This is a genomic window from Pantoea sp. Tr-811, assembly GCF_011752535.1.
GTDB lineage: Bacteria > Pseudomonadota > Gammaproteobacteria > Pseudomonadales > Pseudomonadaceae > Aquipseudomonas.
The window spans coordinates 246,856-262,145 of record NZ_VWXJ01000004.1 but is presented as its reverse complement, the minus strand read 5'-3'; the positions used below and the strand labels follow the sequence as shown (position 1 = coordinate 262,145).

Annotated in this window: 11 protein-coding genes; all 11 read left to right on the top strand. The window is 60.5% G+C overall.

The window, feature by feature from the left end; translation table 11 throughout:
* Positions 1-70 precede the first annotated feature (70 nt).
* The 11 genes from F3J44_RS08220 to F3J44_RS08170 all read left to right on the top strand — a co-directional run bounded on the left by F3J44_RS08220 (position 71) and on the right by F3J44_RS08170 (position 15,042).
* Positions 71-1,618, top strand: coding sequence for a phosphoenolpyruvate carboxykinase (locus F3J44_RS08220; RefSeq protein WP_167062705.1), 1,548 nt, complete (start codon positions 71-73; stop codon positions 1,616-1,618).
* Between the two features lie 375 nt (positions 1,619-1,993).
* On the top strand, positions 1,994-3,688 hold the full coding sequence (gene leuA, locus F3J44_RS08215) for a 2-isopropylmalate synthase (protein ID WP_205299785.1): 1,695 nt from the start codon (positions 1,994-1,996) through the stop codon (positions 3,686-3,688).
* 12 nt (positions 3,689-3,700) lie between these two features.
* Positions 3,701-4,435 carry a helix-turn-helix transcriptional regulator gene (locus tag F3J44_RS08210; RefSeq protein ID WP_167271641.1) on the top strand — a complete coding sequence of 245 codons (735 nt, stop codon included), beginning with the start codon at positions 3,701-3,703 and terminating at the stop codon, positions 4,433-4,435.
* 191 nt (positions 4,436-4,626) lie between these two features.
* Positions 4,627-6,060: an efflux transporter outer membrane subunit gene (locus tag F3J44_RS08205; RefSeq protein WP_205299759.1), complete on the top strand. Its 1,434-nt coding sequence runs from the start codon at positions 4,627-4,629 to the stop codon at positions 6,058-6,060.
* The gene (locus F3J44_RS08200; RefSeq protein ID WP_167271637.1) at positions 6,057-7,211 is read left to right on the top strand and encodes an HlyD family secretion protein; all 1,155 of its coding nucleotides are present in this window, start codon (positions 6,057-6,059) and stop codon (positions 7,209-7,211) included. The genes F3J44_RS08205 and F3J44_RS08200 overlap by 4 nt, the downstream gene beginning before the upstream one ends.
* Positions 7,204-8,718 (top strand): DHA2 family efflux MFS transporter permease subunit, encoded by a 1,515-nt coding sequence (locus F3J44_RS08195; protein WP_167271636.1) that lies wholly within the window; start codon positions 7,204-7,206, stop codon positions 8,716-8,718. The genes F3J44_RS08200 and F3J44_RS08195 overlap by 8 nt, the downstream gene beginning before the upstream one ends.
* Before the next feature lie 265 nt (positions 8,719-8,983).
* On the top strand, positions 8,984-9,775 hold the full coding sequence (locus F3J44_RS08190; RefSeq protein ID WP_205299758.1) for a DUF3050 domain-containing protein: 792 nt from the start codon (positions 8,984-8,986) through the stop codon (positions 9,773-9,775).
* Complete coding sequence (locus tag F3J44_RS08185) at positions 9,772-10,119, top strand: DUF4437 domain-containing protein (protein ID WP_167271633.1); 348 nt, start codon at positions 9,772-9,774, stop codon at positions 10,117-10,119. The genes F3J44_RS08190 and F3J44_RS08185 overlap by 4 nt, the downstream gene beginning before the upstream one ends.
* An 18-nt stretch (positions 10,120-10,137) precedes the next feature.
* Entirely contained in the window at positions 10,138-11,067 is a 930-nt protein-coding gene (locus F3J44_RS08180; RefSeq protein ID WP_167271632.1) for a diiron oxygenase, read from the top strand.
* A gap of 20 nt (positions 11,068-11,087) precedes the next feature.
* On the top strand, positions 11,088-14,555 hold the full coding sequence (locus tag F3J44_RS08175; protein ID WP_167271630.1) for an amino acid adenylation domain-containing protein: 3,468 nt from the start codon (positions 11,088-11,090) through the stop codon (positions 14,553-14,555).
* A 19-nt stretch (positions 14,556-14,574) separates the two neighbouring features.
* Positions 14,575-15,042, top strand: a complete 468-nt coding sequence (locus F3J44_RS08170) for an SRPBCC family protein (RefSeq protein ID WP_167271628.1) — start codon at positions 14,575-14,577, stop codon at positions 15,040-15,042.
* The last annotated feature ends 248 nt before the right edge of the window (positions 15,043-15,290 follow it).

The following is a 15,290-nucleotide window of genomic DNA, read 5'->3' as shown; positions in this document are numbered from 1 at the left end:
CTGTAGTAGTTTTTTCGAGACAACTACAAAACGTTTGGAGCACTCGGCCTCGGGCCGGATGGGGTATCTCATGACGCAAGCCAACAACACCGTGTACACCGACCTGAGCGTCGATAAGCTGGTTGAAGAAGCGCTGCAACGCGGTGAAGGCGTGCTGGCCGATACTGGCGCACTGGTAGTCGAAACTGGCCACCGTACTGGCCGCTCGCCGGCTGACCGTTTCATCGTCGAAGAACCTTCCACCCAGGCTGCCATTGCCTGGGGCCCGATCAACCGCAAGTTCCCGGCTGACAAGTTCGATGCCCTGTGGGCGCGCGTCGAGGCGTTCAACAACGCCCAGGATCACTTCGTTTCCTACGTTCACGTAGGGGCTGCAGCCGAGCACTACCTGCCGGTGAAGATGACCACCCAGACCGCCTGGCAGAACCTGTTCGGCCGTTGCCTGTTCATCAACCCGGAGCAAGGCCAGTTCAACCCGGCCGGTCGCGACCAGTGGCAGATCCTCAACGTCGCCAACTTCGTTTGCGAGCCTGAGCGTGACGGCACCAACTCCGATGGCTGCGTCATCATCAACTTCGCCCAGAAGAAAGTGCTGATCGCTGGTATGCGCTACGCCGGCGAAATGAAGAAAGCCATGTTCTCGGTGCAGAACTTCCTGCTGCCGGCTGCCGACGTGCTGCCAATGCACTGCGCTGCCAACATCGGCGAAGAGGGCGATGTGACCCTGTTCTTCGGCCTGTCCGGCACTGGCAAGACCACCCTGTCGGCCGACGAAAGCCGTTACCTGATCGGTGACGACGAGCACGGCTGGGGCGAAGGCGTTGTCTTCAACATGGAAGGCGGCTGCTACGCCAAGTGCATCGACCTGTCGGAGAAGAACGAGCCGGTCATCTGGAAGGCCATCAAGCATGGCGCCGTGCTGGAGAACGTCGTGCTCGACGCCAACAAGCACGCCGACTACGCCGATGTCAGCCTGACCCAGAACAGCCGCGCCGCCTACCCGCTGGAGCACGTTGCCAAGCGCGCCGAAGCCAACCTGGGTGGCGAGCCGAACGCAGTCATCTTCCTGACCTGCGACCTGACCGGTGTTCTGCCTCCGGTTTCGATCCTGAACAACGAGCAGGCGGCCTACCACTTCCTGTCCGGCTACACCGCGCTGGTCGGTTCCACCGAAATGGGTTCGGGTGGCGGCATCAAGTCGACCTTCTCCACCTGCTTCGGCGCGCCGTTCTTCCCGCGCCCAGCTGGCGAGTACGCCGAGCTGCTGATCAAGCGCATCAATGCCTTCGGCTCGAAAGTCTACCTGGTCAACACCGGCTGGACCGGTGGTGGCTACGGCGTTGGCAAGCGCTTCAGCATCCCGACCACCCGTGGCGTGATCGCCGCCATCCAGAGCGGTGCTCTGGTCGGCGCCGAAACCGAGCACCTGGACATCATCAACCTGGACGTGCCGAAGGTCGTTCCAGGCGTTGAGACCGAACTGCTCAACCCACGCGCTACCTGGGCTGACAAAGCTGCCTACGATGCTGCAGCCCAAGGCCTGGCCAAGCTGTTCATCGAAAACTTCAAGAAGTTCGAAGTTTCCGACGCCATCAAGGCCGCCGGCCCGCAGCTGTAAGCTGACTCAGCCGCAACCCTAAGCTGCCTCGCCATACCGCTAGGCAGCGCTGCCAGCACTGGCCCAAGTACCCCTCTCCGAGGGGTATTTTTTTGCGTCGCGGGTGGCCATCCAGTGATTTGCCATCAACGCTTCATGAACATCGCCTTTCGTTGCTATGCAGATAGCTCGTGAATATTTTTCGGCTGTTGAGCAATTAATAGCCAATAAATTACAAAAACGCGCAATTCTAAAAAATCTCTTCGCCGTCGTTGCGAAAAAAACGCAATACAACCCAACCCCTTCCGTCTTAAATTGGATCCAATTCGTGATTTAGAGGTCGTCTCGATGGGCGGCCAGTACGACCAGTGACAGGCAAAGGAGAACGCCGCCATGATGCTGAAGGATCCCTCTACCAAATATCGCCATTTCAATGTGGTGGATCTGCCGGACCGCACCTGGCCTGGCAACGTGCAAAAAGCAGCACCGACCTGGTGCAGCGTTGATATGCGTGACGGTAACCAGGCGCTGATAGAACCCATGAACGCCGAGCGCAAGCGTCGCTTCTTCGACCTTTTGGTCAAGGTAGGCTTCAAGGAGATCGAGGTAGGCTTCCCGGCAGCATCGCAGACTGATTTCGACTACGTGCGCGAGTTGATTGAAAGCGGTGCGATTCCCGACGATGTGACCATTCAGGTAATGACCCAGGCGCGTACTCACCTGATCGAGCGCACCTTCGAAGCCCTCAAGGGCGCGCCGCGGGCGATCGTGCACGTCTACAACGCCACCGCGCCCGTTTTCCGCGAGGTCGTATTCGGTGTCGACCGCGCTGGCTGTATCGACATTGCCACCCAGGCCACCCGCGAGATCAAGGCGCTGATGCAGGCCAACCCGCAAACCCAGTGGACCTACCAGTATTCGCCGGAAACGTTCTGTTTTACCGAGCTGGATTTCGGCCTGGAAATCTGCGATGCGGTGATCGCCGAGTTTCAGCCAACACCGTCCAACAAGATGATCCTCAACTTGCCCACGACCGTGGAGGTATCCACCGCCAATGTGTTCGCCGACCAGATCGAATGGTTTTGCAGGCATGTGAGCCAGCGCGACAGCGTGGTCATCAGCGTGCACCCACATAATGACCGCGGCACTGGCGTATCCACTGCAGAGCAGGCTTGCCTGGCAGGTGCCGAACGGGTCGAAGGGACCTTGTTCGGCAATGGCGAGCGTACTGGCAACGTCGACATCCTGACCTTGGCGATGAACCTGTATACCAGCGGTATCAGCCCTGAACTGGACTTCTCTGACATCATCCACGTTCAGCGTGAGGTTGAATATTGCAACCAGTTGCCCACTCATCCCCGCCATCCGTATGCCGGTGAGTTGGTGTTCACCGCCTTCTCCGGTTCCCATCAGGACGCCATCAAGAAGGGCTTCGCGCGCCGCCGCGACAACCCTGAGGGATACTGGGAAATCCCCTATCTGCCGATCGACCCAGCCGATATGGGGCGCAGTTACGAGGCTGTGATCCGGGTCAACAGCCAGTCCGGCAAGGGCGGAGTCGCCTATCTGCTGGAGCAGCAGGGCATCGTGCTGCCGCGTCGCCTGCAGATGGAGTTCAGCGGCCTGGTACAGCGTGTAGCAGATACTGCTGGCCAGGAAGTGACCAGCGACATGATTCTGTCCTGCTTCACCGAGAACTACCTGTTGCAGGGCAGGCCCTACACATTGACCCAGCCCATGCTCACCAGTGATGACGCCAGCTCCTACGTGAATGCGCAGCTGGTCTTCGACGGTGGCCGCCTGCCCTTGAGCGGTGAAGGTAACGGGCCGCTGGCTGCATTGGTCAACGCCTTCTGCGCGCTTGGCCTGAATTTCGACATCGCAGACTACCATGAGCATGCGGTGCGCGATGGCGCCCAGGCAGAAGCGATTGCGTACGTGGAAATCCGCGTCAACGGCCAGCTGCTTTTCGGTGTTGGCAGGGACAGCAGCATTCTCCAGGCTTCGCTGCAGGCATTGGTCAGCGCCGTGTGCAGGGCTACTCGCCAGGGCCTGCTCAAGCCATTGGGCAATGCTGTCGTCACGGCCTGAGGCGATATCGGCATGGAAGCCTTAGGAATGGACTACGGGCACGGTGAGGTGGTGGCCAGCCACTGCCACAGCGATGATCAGCTGATCTACGCCTCCAGGGGTGTGATGCGTGTTTGCAGCGATGATGGCAGCTGGGTGATTCCCTGCGGGCACGCGCTATGGGTGCCCGCAGGGGTCAGCCATGAGATTCGCATGGAGGGTGATGTATCCATGCGGACCTTGCTGCTCAGCTCACGGGTGGATCACTGCCAGGTAATCGTGGTTCCCGGGTTGTTGCGCGAGCTGATTCTGGCAGCCTCGCGCATGCTCGGGCAGCGCGATGAGTCGTTGGGTGAGCATGTGCGTGCGCTGATCCAGCGCGAACTGGAAGCAGCAGAGCGGATCAATGCTTATGTACCGGTACCTCGGCATGCGAGGCTGCGTGCCTGGTGCGAACGCTTCTTCGACGACCCCGCCCAGGACTTGACGCTGGAACAGTGTGGCGAGCAACTGAACATGAGCTCCCGTAGCGTGGCCAGGCTGTTTCAGCGAGAGGTGGGTATGTCGTATGGCGAGTGGCGTGCGCGTACGCGGATGATGCTTAGCCAGCGTTGCCTGGCTGATGGCATGCCGATCATCAACGTCGCGCTGGAGCATGGCTACCAGAGTGCCAGTGCGTTTGCCGCCGTGTTCAAGCGCATCCTGGGCTACACGCCCAGTGACTGGCAGGTCAGTATCCAGGAGGCTGCCGCGCCACGTGCGCATTGACGGCGGGTGCCAGGCGAACCGGATGCAACGTCCGGTTCGCTGCCTGGCAAGATTGTCTCGTTTGCGCGTACGGTTGTCCTGCTCAAGGCAGAAGCGCCACCCCCTCCCTCGCTAATCTGGCAACACTCTCCCAATCGTGACGCCATGTGATGCCAGTATCGCGTTCATTCCCGTTTCCCCTTTGCGTGTGCATGTTTGCCCTCCTGTCGGCCTGTACTGCGCATGACTCGCGCACCCCGGCCGAGGCGTCGTTGCAGGCCGATGCACTGGCTGGCCGCTCCTCTGGGGTGAGCAGGCAAGCCTTGCCCGAAGGCTGGTGGATGCTTTACCACGACCCCCAGCTCAACGAGTGGGTGCAGCGGGCGCTGGCGCACAACCAGGACCTGGCCCAAGCGCAAGCCAACGTAAGAGCAATGTTGGCCGGTATCGATGAGTTCGATGCACAGCGCTGGCCTTCCACCTCCACCCGTTTCGCCGCGACCTACGGCAAGAGCGCCGACGACCAGACGTTGGCGCAAGCAACCGACAGCCATGCGCCGTCCCAGTGGACATTCAATCCAGGCATTGAACTGGCCTACCAGGTGGATGTGTGGGGGCAGGTACGCAACACGATCGAGCGCGCCAAGGCACAGGCTGACGCGTCACGTGATGCCTTGGGGCAGGTGCGCCTGGAGATTGTGGCGCAGACCAGCCGCGCCTATATCGACCAGTGTGTCTATGGTGCCCGTTTGCAGGAAGCCGAGCGCTCCTTGCTGACGCTGGACAGAAGCCTGCAGCTCAGCGAAAGGCAGCGCCAGGGCGGTATTGCCACTGAGCTCGATAGCGAGCGCCTGCTGAGCCTGCGCGAGCAGGTCAAGGCCGGTTTGCCGATGCTCGAAGCGCGCCGGCGCATGGCGTTGTACGAACTGGCCATGCTCAGTGGCCAGAACCCCGCACGCGTTGCTGTTGATACCGCCGCTTGCCGGACGATCCCCTCGCTTGATGCGCCGCTGCCCGGCGGCGATGGCTGGCACTTGCTCGAACGTCGCCCGGACGTGCGCAAAGCGGAGCGCGAGCTTCAGGCTGCGGCGCTGGAGGTGGCCATCGTGAAGGCCGATCTGTATCCGAAGGTGAGCTTCGGTGCCTCGCTGACGTCCTCCGACCATCACCTGTCGAACCTGGGTGGCAGCCGCGCGGTGATGTTCGCCATCGGGCCCCTGATCCAATGGGAGTTTCCCAACCTCAAGGCCAACCAGGCGAGGGTGAGCAAGGCGCAAGCCTTGCATGAGGGTGCCGTCGCCCGCTACCGAGGTACGGCGCTGGCGGCGCTGAAGGATGTTCGCAAGGCCTTGGCCCGCTATGACGGTGAACGTCAACGGCTTCTTGCTCTGCAGGGGGCTCTGGCGCACAGCCAGCGCGGCTTTGACCTGGCTTCGGTGAATTACCGGGCCGGTACCCTCGATGCCTTGCAGTTGCTCGACGCAGAACGCGACCTGATCAGCGTTCGCGACCGCCATGTTCAGGCCTTGGGTGGGCTTGCTGGCGCACAAATCGATTTGTTCCGGGCCTTGGGTGGAGGCTGGCAAGAGACCGCACCCCCCACCACGGCCCAAGGGTTAGCTGCCGATACTGGAAAACAACCATGAATGTTGCCGTTGATGAACCGGTTCTCGCCAACGACGGGCGCCAGGATGATGCTGTTTCTCGCAAACAGGCCAGGCGCAGGCTGGCGTTGTACGGCGGGGCTGGTGTGGTGCTGGTCGGGGTGCTGGTATTTGGCGGTTACTGGTACAGCGTCGGGCGCTATCTGCAAAGCACCGATGACGCCTATGTGCGCGCTGACTGGGTGACTTCGAGTTCACGTGTGGCAGGTTTCGTCGCCAAGGTCGAGGTGGATGATGATCAACCCGTCAAGGCAGGCGATGTGCTGGTGCGCCTGCAGGATCGTGACTACCGCGCGCGGTACGAACAGGCCAAGGCCGATGTCGCTGAAGCTCATGCCGCCTTCACCGCTGCCCAGGCACTTGCCCAGGTGGCAGGGGAGCGTATCGCGCAACAGCAACAGGCGATCGTGCAGGCAGAGTCGATGTTGCAAAGCACCGATGCCGAACGCCGCCGCACCACGCTGGACGTCAAGCGTTACAAAGGCCTGGTGCGTGACAGTGCGGCCACCCTGCAACGCCTGGAGCAAGCCAACGCCAGCGCGGTGCAGGCTGGGGCAGCCTGGCAGGGCGCCCAGGCACAACTGCGCGAGCGCCGTTCCCAGTTGGCGATGGCCAAGGCCCAGGCAGCCTATGCCGATGCTCAAGTCGAACAGCGCCAGGCCGGCCAGGCCAGTGCCCAAGCCCGGCTGGTGCTGGCTGAACAGGATGTACAGGACACGCTGATTCGAGCCCCGATCGACGGCGTCGTCGGCCAGCGTCGGGTACGTGCTGGCCAGCATGTGGTGGCCGGGCAGCCGCTGCTGGCTGTAGTGCCGTTGCAGCAGACCTATATCGTGGCCAACTACAAGGAAACCCAGTTGACCCACATGCACCCCGGCCAGCCAGTGCGGATCAACGTCGACAGTTATTCGGACCGGCAGTTGCTGGGGCGGGTGGCCAGCGTCTCACCCGCTTCGGGCAATGTATTCGCACTGCTGCCTTCGGACAATGCGACCGGCAACTTCACCAAGATCGTCCAACGCTTTCCCGTACGGATCCTGCTGGAGCAGCCGATGAGCGGGCAGCCGATTCTACCGGGCATGTCGGTGGTAACCACTGTTGACACGCGGCCGACGGAGTCAGCGGATGAATAGCGAGCAACCTGTCACGCTGCGTGCCTGGGTAGCTGTGCTGGGCGGGTTGTTCGGCTGCTTCATGGCCGGCATGAATGTGCACGTGACCAGTGCGGCGCTCCCGGAAATCCGCGGCTCCCTCGGTGCGAGCTTTGAGGAAGGCTCTTGGATATCCACCGCTTACCTGGTCGCCGAGATCGTCATGATTCCATTGACGGCCTGGCTGGTCGAAGTCTTTTCCATGCGGCGGGTCATGTGGACGGGCTCGTTCATATTCCTGCTGGCCTCGATCGCTTGCTCCTGGGCGCCCAACCTTGAGGCGATGATCATCATCCGAGTCATCCAGGGGGCAGCTGGCGCCGTACTTATCCCCTTGTCATTCCAGTTGATCATCACTGAATTACCGGCCAGCAAGATGGCCATGGGGATGGCGCTGTTCAGCCTGGCGAACAGTGTGGCACAGGCGGCAGGGCCATCGATCGGTGGCTGGCTTACGGACGCCTATTCCTGGCGCTGGATCTTCTACCTGCAACTGGCACCCGGTATCGCCCTGTTGGCCGCCATTGCCTGGTCGATCGAAGCCAGGCCCATGAAGCTCGAACTCTTGCGGCATGGTGACTGGGTGGGTATTGCGGCCATGGTAGTGGGGCTGGGAGGGCTGCAGATTGTCTTGGAGGAGGGGGGGCGTCTGGACTGGTTCGGTTCGCGCTTCATTCTGGCGATGGCAATCGTGGCGGCCATCGCCCTGGTGGTGTTCGCGGGCACGCAGCTCTATGGCAAGCGCGCATTCATCAACCTGCGGCTGCTCGGGCATTACAATTTCGGCGTTGCCAGCGTTGCCATGTTCATCTTCGGGGCAGCGACCTTCGGCCTGGTGTTCCTGGTTCCCAACTACTTGTCCCAGTTGCAGGGTTTCAGCGCGAGCGATGTCGGTGTGGCGCTGATTGCCTACGGTGTGGTGCAACTGGTATTGGCACCGCTGATGCCACGCCTGATGGCTTGGACCAGTGCCAAGTTCATGGTGGCCAGCGGTTTTCTGATCATGGCACTGGGCTGCTGGCTGGGCGCGGGCCTGACCGCGGACAGCGCGGACAACGTCATTATTCCATCGACGGTGGTGCGTGGTATTGGCCAGCCCTTCATCATGGTGGCGCTTTCGGTGCTGGCAGTGGCCGGTTTGGACAAGCGCGAGGCGGGTTCGGCTTCTGCGGTCTTCTCCATGTTGCGCAACCTGGGCGGCGCTATCGGCACTGCGGCGCTCACGCAGGTGGTGGCCATGCGTGAACGTTTTCACAGCGAACGCATACATGAGCATGTATCGGTGTTTTCACCTGGGTTGCAGGAGCGGCTCGGACAGACCGTGCAGACGTGGCTGCCGGCGCAGCAACAAATACTCGAAGGGCTGGTGAACACGGTCCGCCGCGAAGCCTATTTGATGGCTTACAGCGATGCTTTTTATGTTTCTTGTCTGGCGCTGACGGGGTGTGCGGTGGCGGCCCTGATATTGAGAAAACAACGCGCTGGTTAATCTTAATTGACGGCGAAATAGATAGGAATAAGGAGTTGGTCGCAATGGATTGCCCATGGATGACTGAATAGCGACTTTGCGTTTGGCGACAGTATGTGACGCGGGCAACTTTTAGTTAAGTTGCCTTTTTGGCGTGCCTTTAATAATAAGAAAGTTCGAAAATTAATAAGTTTCAGTGGTTGATTTGTAACGATTGATGTCATAGTTTTTCTTGGGCTGCACAAGCGCAGCGATATTAAAAACAATTTCAGTCACGAAAACCCTGATGAGTGAGGTAATCATGCACGACCAGAAATTCGTTCTAGAAAGCAAAAAATCCGAACTGGGGAAGCACCCCATTTTTGCTGAAATTGGTTCGCTGCCTGTCTTGCGGACGTTCATGGAAACACATGTTTTCGCTGTCTGGGATTTCATGTCGCTGACCAAGCGCCTGCAGCAGGACCTGACGTGCACGGCGCTGCCCTGGTTGCCGCCAGTGGACCCGGCCGCCGCCCATCTGATCAATGAAATCGTCCTGGGCGAGGAGTCGGACCAGAACCTCAATGGGGGACACTACAGTCACTTTGAACTGTACCTGCATGCCATGCAGGAGATCGGTGCAAGTACCGAGTGCATCGAGCGCTTCGTCGAACTGATGCGCGATGGGGTGGGCCTTGAACAAGCCCTTCAGCGTTGCCAGGCGCCCGCAGCGGCAGTGCGCTTTGTCACCAACACCATCGAGACGGCCGTCAATGCCGAAGCGCACGAGGTAGCCGCAGCCTTCCTGCACGGGCGTGAAAGCGTGATCCCGCGCATGTTCCAGACCATTCTCGATGATTGGGACATCGGTATCGACCAGGCGCCGACATTCCGCTACTACCTGCAACGGCATATCGACGTGGACTCCGACGATCATGGGCCGGCAGCTGAGAAGCTGCTCGAACGCCTGGTCAAGGGCGATGCGCAGCGACAGCAGGAAGTGTTTGCGGCAGCGATTGCGGCCGTGGACAGCCGTCGTGTGCTGTGGGACGAACTGCGTGCGGAAATGGCTGAACACGTTGTCGGGTGTGTGGCATGAAGTTCTCGGTGATCGAGCAGGACCAAGCCGTTTGGCAAGAGGTGCCCAGCGAGCGCGGCATCACCCTGACGGTGTTCAGGGACACACTGGATGCGGCAACGCGAACGGGAGTTCGCACGCGCCTGGTGCGCTTCGCGCCAGGCGGCGGCACGCGGGAAATATACACCCACGATTACCACGAAGAAGTCTATCTGATCGAAGGCGACCAAGTTGAACATGCGGCGCCCGGTCGTCCACTCAAGGCGTACGGTGAGGGAAGTTATTTTTACCGTAAAGCGCACACCGAACATGGACCTTTTCATTCCGAAACAGGCTGCCTGTTGTTTGAGGTTCATTATTACTGAGTGACGGGGCGCAACCTGATGAATGCACAAGATTACCAATCGTTCGCCGAGGTATGGGAGCGCCGTGCGACGATACGCACACGCCCAAGGCGAACAGTGGAAGATGACGGGAAGTTGATTTATCCGACAAGTCGTCAGCCGCTGGTGACCAGCGACGTGTTTTTGCAAAAGTGCCCTCATCTCAGGGACTTTGCGCTGGTGCAGAGCCTGTACAAGTTCATTAACGACGTCGTGATATTCGAAACAGAAATTGTCGACAAGACGGCGCGTAGTATCGCCAAGGACAATTTCCCGATCCGCTTTCCGTTTGCCTGCCGCTACGACGCCATGACGGTAGTCGTCGACGAGGACTACCACGCGCTGGTCGCCATGGACTACCTGCAGCAGACCATTGAGCTGACCGGGATCGAGCCGATTGCCCTGCCGCAGGAAATCGAGCTGAGCCGCTCGATTCCGAAAGCGATGGAAATGGCACCAGACCACCTGAAAGCTGCGGTCGAGCTCATCTGCGTCGCCGTTGCTGAAAATACGCTGACCAATGACGTGGCTGCATTCGCTCGCGACGACACCGTGAAGGAGTCGGTCAAGGGATTGATGGCCGATCACTTGGCCGACGAGGGGCGTCATTCCAGCTTCTGGGCGCGGCTGACCCGCATCTACTGGAATGCCGCGCCAGCAGAGGACCGCGCCACCCTTGCCGCGATCTTGCCGGTGTTCCTGGAACAGTACCTGACCAACGACATCCAGAAGCACTTCGACCTGCTGCTGGTCGACAGCCTGGACACGCCCGAGCAGGTCAAAGTGGCGCTGCGCGAAGAGGTCGAGGCAATGGCTTTCCCCATCACTGCCGGGCATCCCCTGGTGGGCAACATCATGCGGTTTTTCCAGACGAGCACGATGCTCGAAGATCCAGCCGTGCAGGCCTCCCTGGCCGCGTATCGGCTCTGACTTCAACGGAAGGAACTCCGATGAGACGTTTAGACATTTTGCTGTGCGGGAGCAGCCGTGGGCTTGCCCGCTTGGCTGGCGAGCTGCGCCAGATGGGCCATCAGGCCCATCTGCTGGAAACGCGTGCCAGCTTCGACCATTGGCAATTGCACGCTTTGGACCTGGTCATCGATGACGCCAGCCTGGCTCCATGGCCAGCGCTGGGCAGCACCCGACAGATCTCCCTGCGGGTGGCCGGCGATGGCCTTGGCAATCCCATGGCTGGCCTGCAGCTGCAATTGATGACCCGGGAAGGCGACCAGCCCTGGCAGTGCCTGGAGCTGCTGGACGTGCCCGCAGAGGTGTCGGGAAACGGCGCTAACCTGGTAGCCGTCGCCTGGCGGGAGCTGGTTGAGGCCACGGCGGCCCATGTGAGCGGCTACTCGCGCAACGAAGACCATTTCCGCCAGCCCCGTCTGCAGCCACAGCCAACGGTAGCGTTGGCGGGCCTCGATACCCTGGATGCGCTGGCCTTCGCTCATCGCTGCAACATGACGGCGGCCACGGCCATCAGTGAGGCGGCCGCCACCTCGTTCATCGAGCGCCTGGCTGGCAGCATGCTTGCACACCAAGGCGCCCCGGCCCTTCTGGTCGAGGGGCGTTACATCAGTTACCGCGAACTGCATGCCATGAGTGTGGCGATCCAGGAACGCTTGCTGCCGCTGCTGCAAGCGCACGACGGGCAGGCGGTGGTTGCCGTCGCGCTTGGCAAGGGCCTGGCACTGTACGCTTCGATTCTGGCTGTGCTTGGCTGCGGTGCTGTCTATCTTCCGCTTGACCCGCAGCATCCTGCCGAACGCCGTTCAATGATCGTCGAGCACGCTCGGGCGAAGGTCATCATCCATGACGGCAAAGTGGCAACGCCCGATGCCTGCCAGGCGCTGGACGTAAGCCAACTGAGCGCTATGCACCGAGGTGTCGATGGCCACGCCGCCGTTGCCCTGGCGGAGCATCAGTCGCTGCTGCGAGGCACATGGGAAGCCCAGCGAGCCTGCGTGGCCATCTATACCTCAGGCACCACCGGAACGCCCAAAGGCGTGCTGCTTTCGATAGCCAACCTCAGCCATTTCTGTGCCTGGTATGGCGAACATGTCCAGGTCGGCCCGCAGACCCGGGCCTTGCAGTTTTCGACGATCAACTTCGATGCCTCCATGCTGGACATCTTCCCGACCCTGATTGCAGGGGGCTGTCTGGTCGTGCCGAGCGAGGATCAGCGCCGTGACCCTGCTGCGCTGGCGCAGCTGATCGGGCAGGCCGAAGTCAGCCATGCCTTCCTCCCTCCTGCCTTGCTCAGCATCATGCCGCTGCAAAGCTTGCATGGCATACGCCACCTGGTTACCGGCGGTGATGTGTGCGAACCGCATGTCATCGATGGCCTGGGTGCGCACTGTAACTTGCACAATATCTACGGGCCTACCGAAACGACGGTGCTGGCCACCAGCCGGGTTATGCGCCCGGGCGACTCCAATCGCCTGCTGGGCCTGCCGATTGCCAATACCCGGCTTTACCTGCTGGACGAGCAGGGCATGCCAGTGGCCCAGGGCGAAAGTGGCGAGGTCTACATTGCCGGGCCAGGCGTGGGGTTGGGCTACCTGAACAACACCGAAGCGACCCAGCAACGCTATGTTCCCGGCGCAGGCGGCTTGCAAGCTGAGCGCTGGTATCGCACCGGCGATCTGGCGCGTTGGGGCAGCGAAGGTGTGGAAATCATCGGGCGTCTGGATAACCAGGTGAAGATCCGCGGCTTTCGCGTCGAGCCTGAAGAGGTCGAGCACATTCTGCGCGGCAGCAACTTGTTCGCCCAGTTGGCCGTGGTCATCGACGAGCAGCGGCGTATCGTGGCGTTCTTCGCCGAGCCTCGATCGATGGATGCACAGAGCGCCACGCAGGCATTGCAGGCCCATGCCGAGAAACATCTGCCCGACTACATGCGCCCGTCACGGTGGCGCCTGCTGGACGCCTTTCCGGCAACGGCAAACGGCAAGGTCGACCGCAAGGCGCTGCGGCAGATGCCTGACGACAACCGGCCCCGGCAGGTTCGTGAACAGCCCCTGAGCGGCGGTTTGCAGCAGTTGCTGCCCATCTGGGCCAACTTGCTGGAAATCGACGCGGACGAGATCGGCCTGGACGACAGCTTCTTCAACCTCGGTGGGCACTCGATCCTGCTGTCGCGCATGCTCATGGACATACGCGAGTCGTTCGGCAAAGGGGTATCGATCAACCGTTTCATCGAACTTCCCACCCTTGCCAACCTCGACCGTCTGCTCTCCCAGGATGAGTCGGCCGATGCCATTGTCAGCCCCAGGGCGCTGGCCGATGCCAACCTCAGTGTCGAGCTCGATATCTTGCCGCTGAGCCAGATGGGCGACGTGCACAAGGTCATCGTCACCGGCGCCAATGGCTTCCTGGGTGTGCACATCGTCGAAGCCTTGTTGGAGTTGGGGTCCACTGAAGTAGCCTGCCTGGTGCGTGCCGGTGCTGGGCAATCGGCGCAGCAGCGTTTCGCTCAGGCGCTGGTCGACAACCGCCTGCAGCACCTGGACATGAGCCGCGTACGCGTGTTGGCGGCTGACATCAGCCAGCCGATGCTGGGGCTCAGTGCCGAAGAGTACGAAAGGCTCGATCAGGATTACGGCGTGCTGATCTACAACGCTGCCAATGTCAACCATGTGCTCGACTATGAATCACTGGTCAAGGACAACGTCGCGCCCGTGATCGAGTGCCTGAAATTGTGCGAAGGGCGCAGCAAGAAGATCTTCAACTTCATTTCGACACTGTCGGCGTCCAGCAGCGTCGATACCGAAGGCCGAGTGCTGGAGGCCCCCCCCGCAGCGACGCCGCCAATCTATATCCGAAATGGCTACAACCTTTCCAAATGGGTAGGCGAGCGCATTCTCTGGAATGCCAGTGAACGCGGTGTGAAAGTGAATCTTTACCGCCCAGGCAACATTGCCTTCAACACCCGTACCGGGGTTTGCCAGCCACATCAGAACCGATTGATGCTGATGCTCAAAGGCTCGCTGCAACTCAAGGAAGTGCCGCAGCTGTCGTTGAACTTCGACCTGATGCCGGTGGACTTCCTGGCGCGGTTCATTGGCTTCCATGCCAGCCGTCACATCAGTACCCGGGCCGTGTTCAACCTGCACAACCCGCAACCGTTGAGTTGGGACAGCTACGTGGAGGCGTTTCGCCCCATGGGGCACGACTTCAAGTGGGTACCGATCAGCCACTGGCAGCGGCGGCTATCGACCATCGAAAGCGACAACGCGCTTTTTGGCGTGGTCGGTTTCTACCTCAATGGCTTCGAAGAAGACATCGGCGACATTTCGATGATCGAGCACGGCAACGCACGCCACGGCATCGACATCATGGGCGAGGAGTACCCCGCCAAGAGCCCCACGCTATTGCGCCTGGGCTGTGAGTTCTTGAAAGAAATCGACTTCATCTGACAAATCAAAGGAGCTGAACATGCAACATTGCGAACCCGATACCCTGATCAAGAACCCTGCCGGTGAGCCTGTAGTGGCCTCTGTTACCGTGAATGCCGATGCCCGAAGCGTGTGGAACATCGTCGGCAACTTCGCAGGTTTCCCTGTGTTCATTCCAGCACTGTCGCATATCGAAATGACCGGTACCGGCGTGCGTTCGGTACGCAAGAAGCTGTTCAAGGACGGCAACGTGGTGATCGAGCAACTCAACACCCACGACGACCAACGCATGGTCATGACCTGGTCGCTGATCTACACGTCGTTGAACATCGGCAACCTCTGGGCGCGCATGGAAGTGCAGGAGCACGCACCGGGCAAATCGGTGGCGACCTGGACCATCATCGGTGAGCCCTACACGGGAAGCCCGCAAGACCTGCCTGCATTCCAGTCATTCCTGCAGGGCTTTGCCGACGGTGCGATGAACAACGTCAGACAGATGTTCGCCTGATACGTTGGGGTTTGCTCCGAGGCCCGCGCCTTCATTGAAGGGGCGGGCCTCGTGGTTTCAGAAGTCAGAATTCTCGGTGTTGTCCACTAACAAGAGGTAGAACCCATGGAAATCTTCTTGTACGTCCGACTCGTTCCCTGAGGCTCAGTGGCTCGAGGGGTATTCATCGTTGAGGCTTGCTTCGGCCTGTTCGTTAAGCCAGCTTTCATAGGCAGCTGCTAGACTTACTTGCTGTGGGAAGCTTCCCT

Excerpts from the sequence above, each read along its gene's own strand:
- F3J44_RS08210 (WP_167271641.1), top strand. The coding sequence starts at position 3,701 with ATGGAAGCCTTAGGAATGGACTACGGGCACGGTGAGGTGGTGGCCAGC.
- F3J44_RS08185 (WP_167271633.1), top strand. The coding sequence starts at position 9,772 with ATGAAGTTCTCGGTGATCGAGCAGGACCAAGCCGTTTGGCAAGAGGTG.
- F3J44_RS08205 (WP_205299759.1), top strand. The coding sequence starts at position 4,627 with ATGTTTGCCCTCCTGTCGGCCTGTACTGCGCATGACTCGCGCACCCCG.
- leuA (WP_205299785.1), top strand. The coding sequence starts at position 1,994 with ATGCTGAAGGATCCCTCTACCAAATATCGCCATTTCAATGTGGTGGAT.
- F3J44_RS08170 (WP_167271628.1), top strand. The coding sequence starts at position 14,575 with ATGCAACATTGCGAACCCGATACCCTGATCAAGAACCCTGCCGGTGAG.
- F3J44_RS08195 (WP_167271636.1), top strand. The coding sequence starts at position 7,204 with ATGAATAGCGAGCAACCTGTCACGCTGCGTGCCTGGGTAGCTGTGCTG.
- F3J44_RS08190 (WP_205299758.1), top strand. The coding sequence starts at position 8,984 with ATGAGTGAGGTAATCATGCACGACCAGAAATTCGTTCTAGAAAGCAAA.
- F3J44_RS08220 (WP_167062705.1), top strand. The coding sequence starts at position 71 with ATGACGCAAGCCAACAACACCGTGTACACCGACCTGAGCGTCGATAAG.
- F3J44_RS08180 (WP_167271632.1), top strand. The coding sequence starts at position 10,138 with ATGAATGCACAAGATTACCAATCGTTCGCCGAGGTATGGGAGCGCCGT.
- F3J44_RS08200 (WP_167271637.1), top strand. The coding sequence starts at position 6,057 with ATGAATGTTGCCGTTGATGAACCGGTTCTCGCCAACGACGGGCGCCAG.
- F3J44_RS08175 (WP_167271630.1), top strand. The coding sequence starts at position 11,088 with ATGAGACGTTTAGACATTTTGCTGTGCGGGAGCAGCCGTGGGCTTGCC.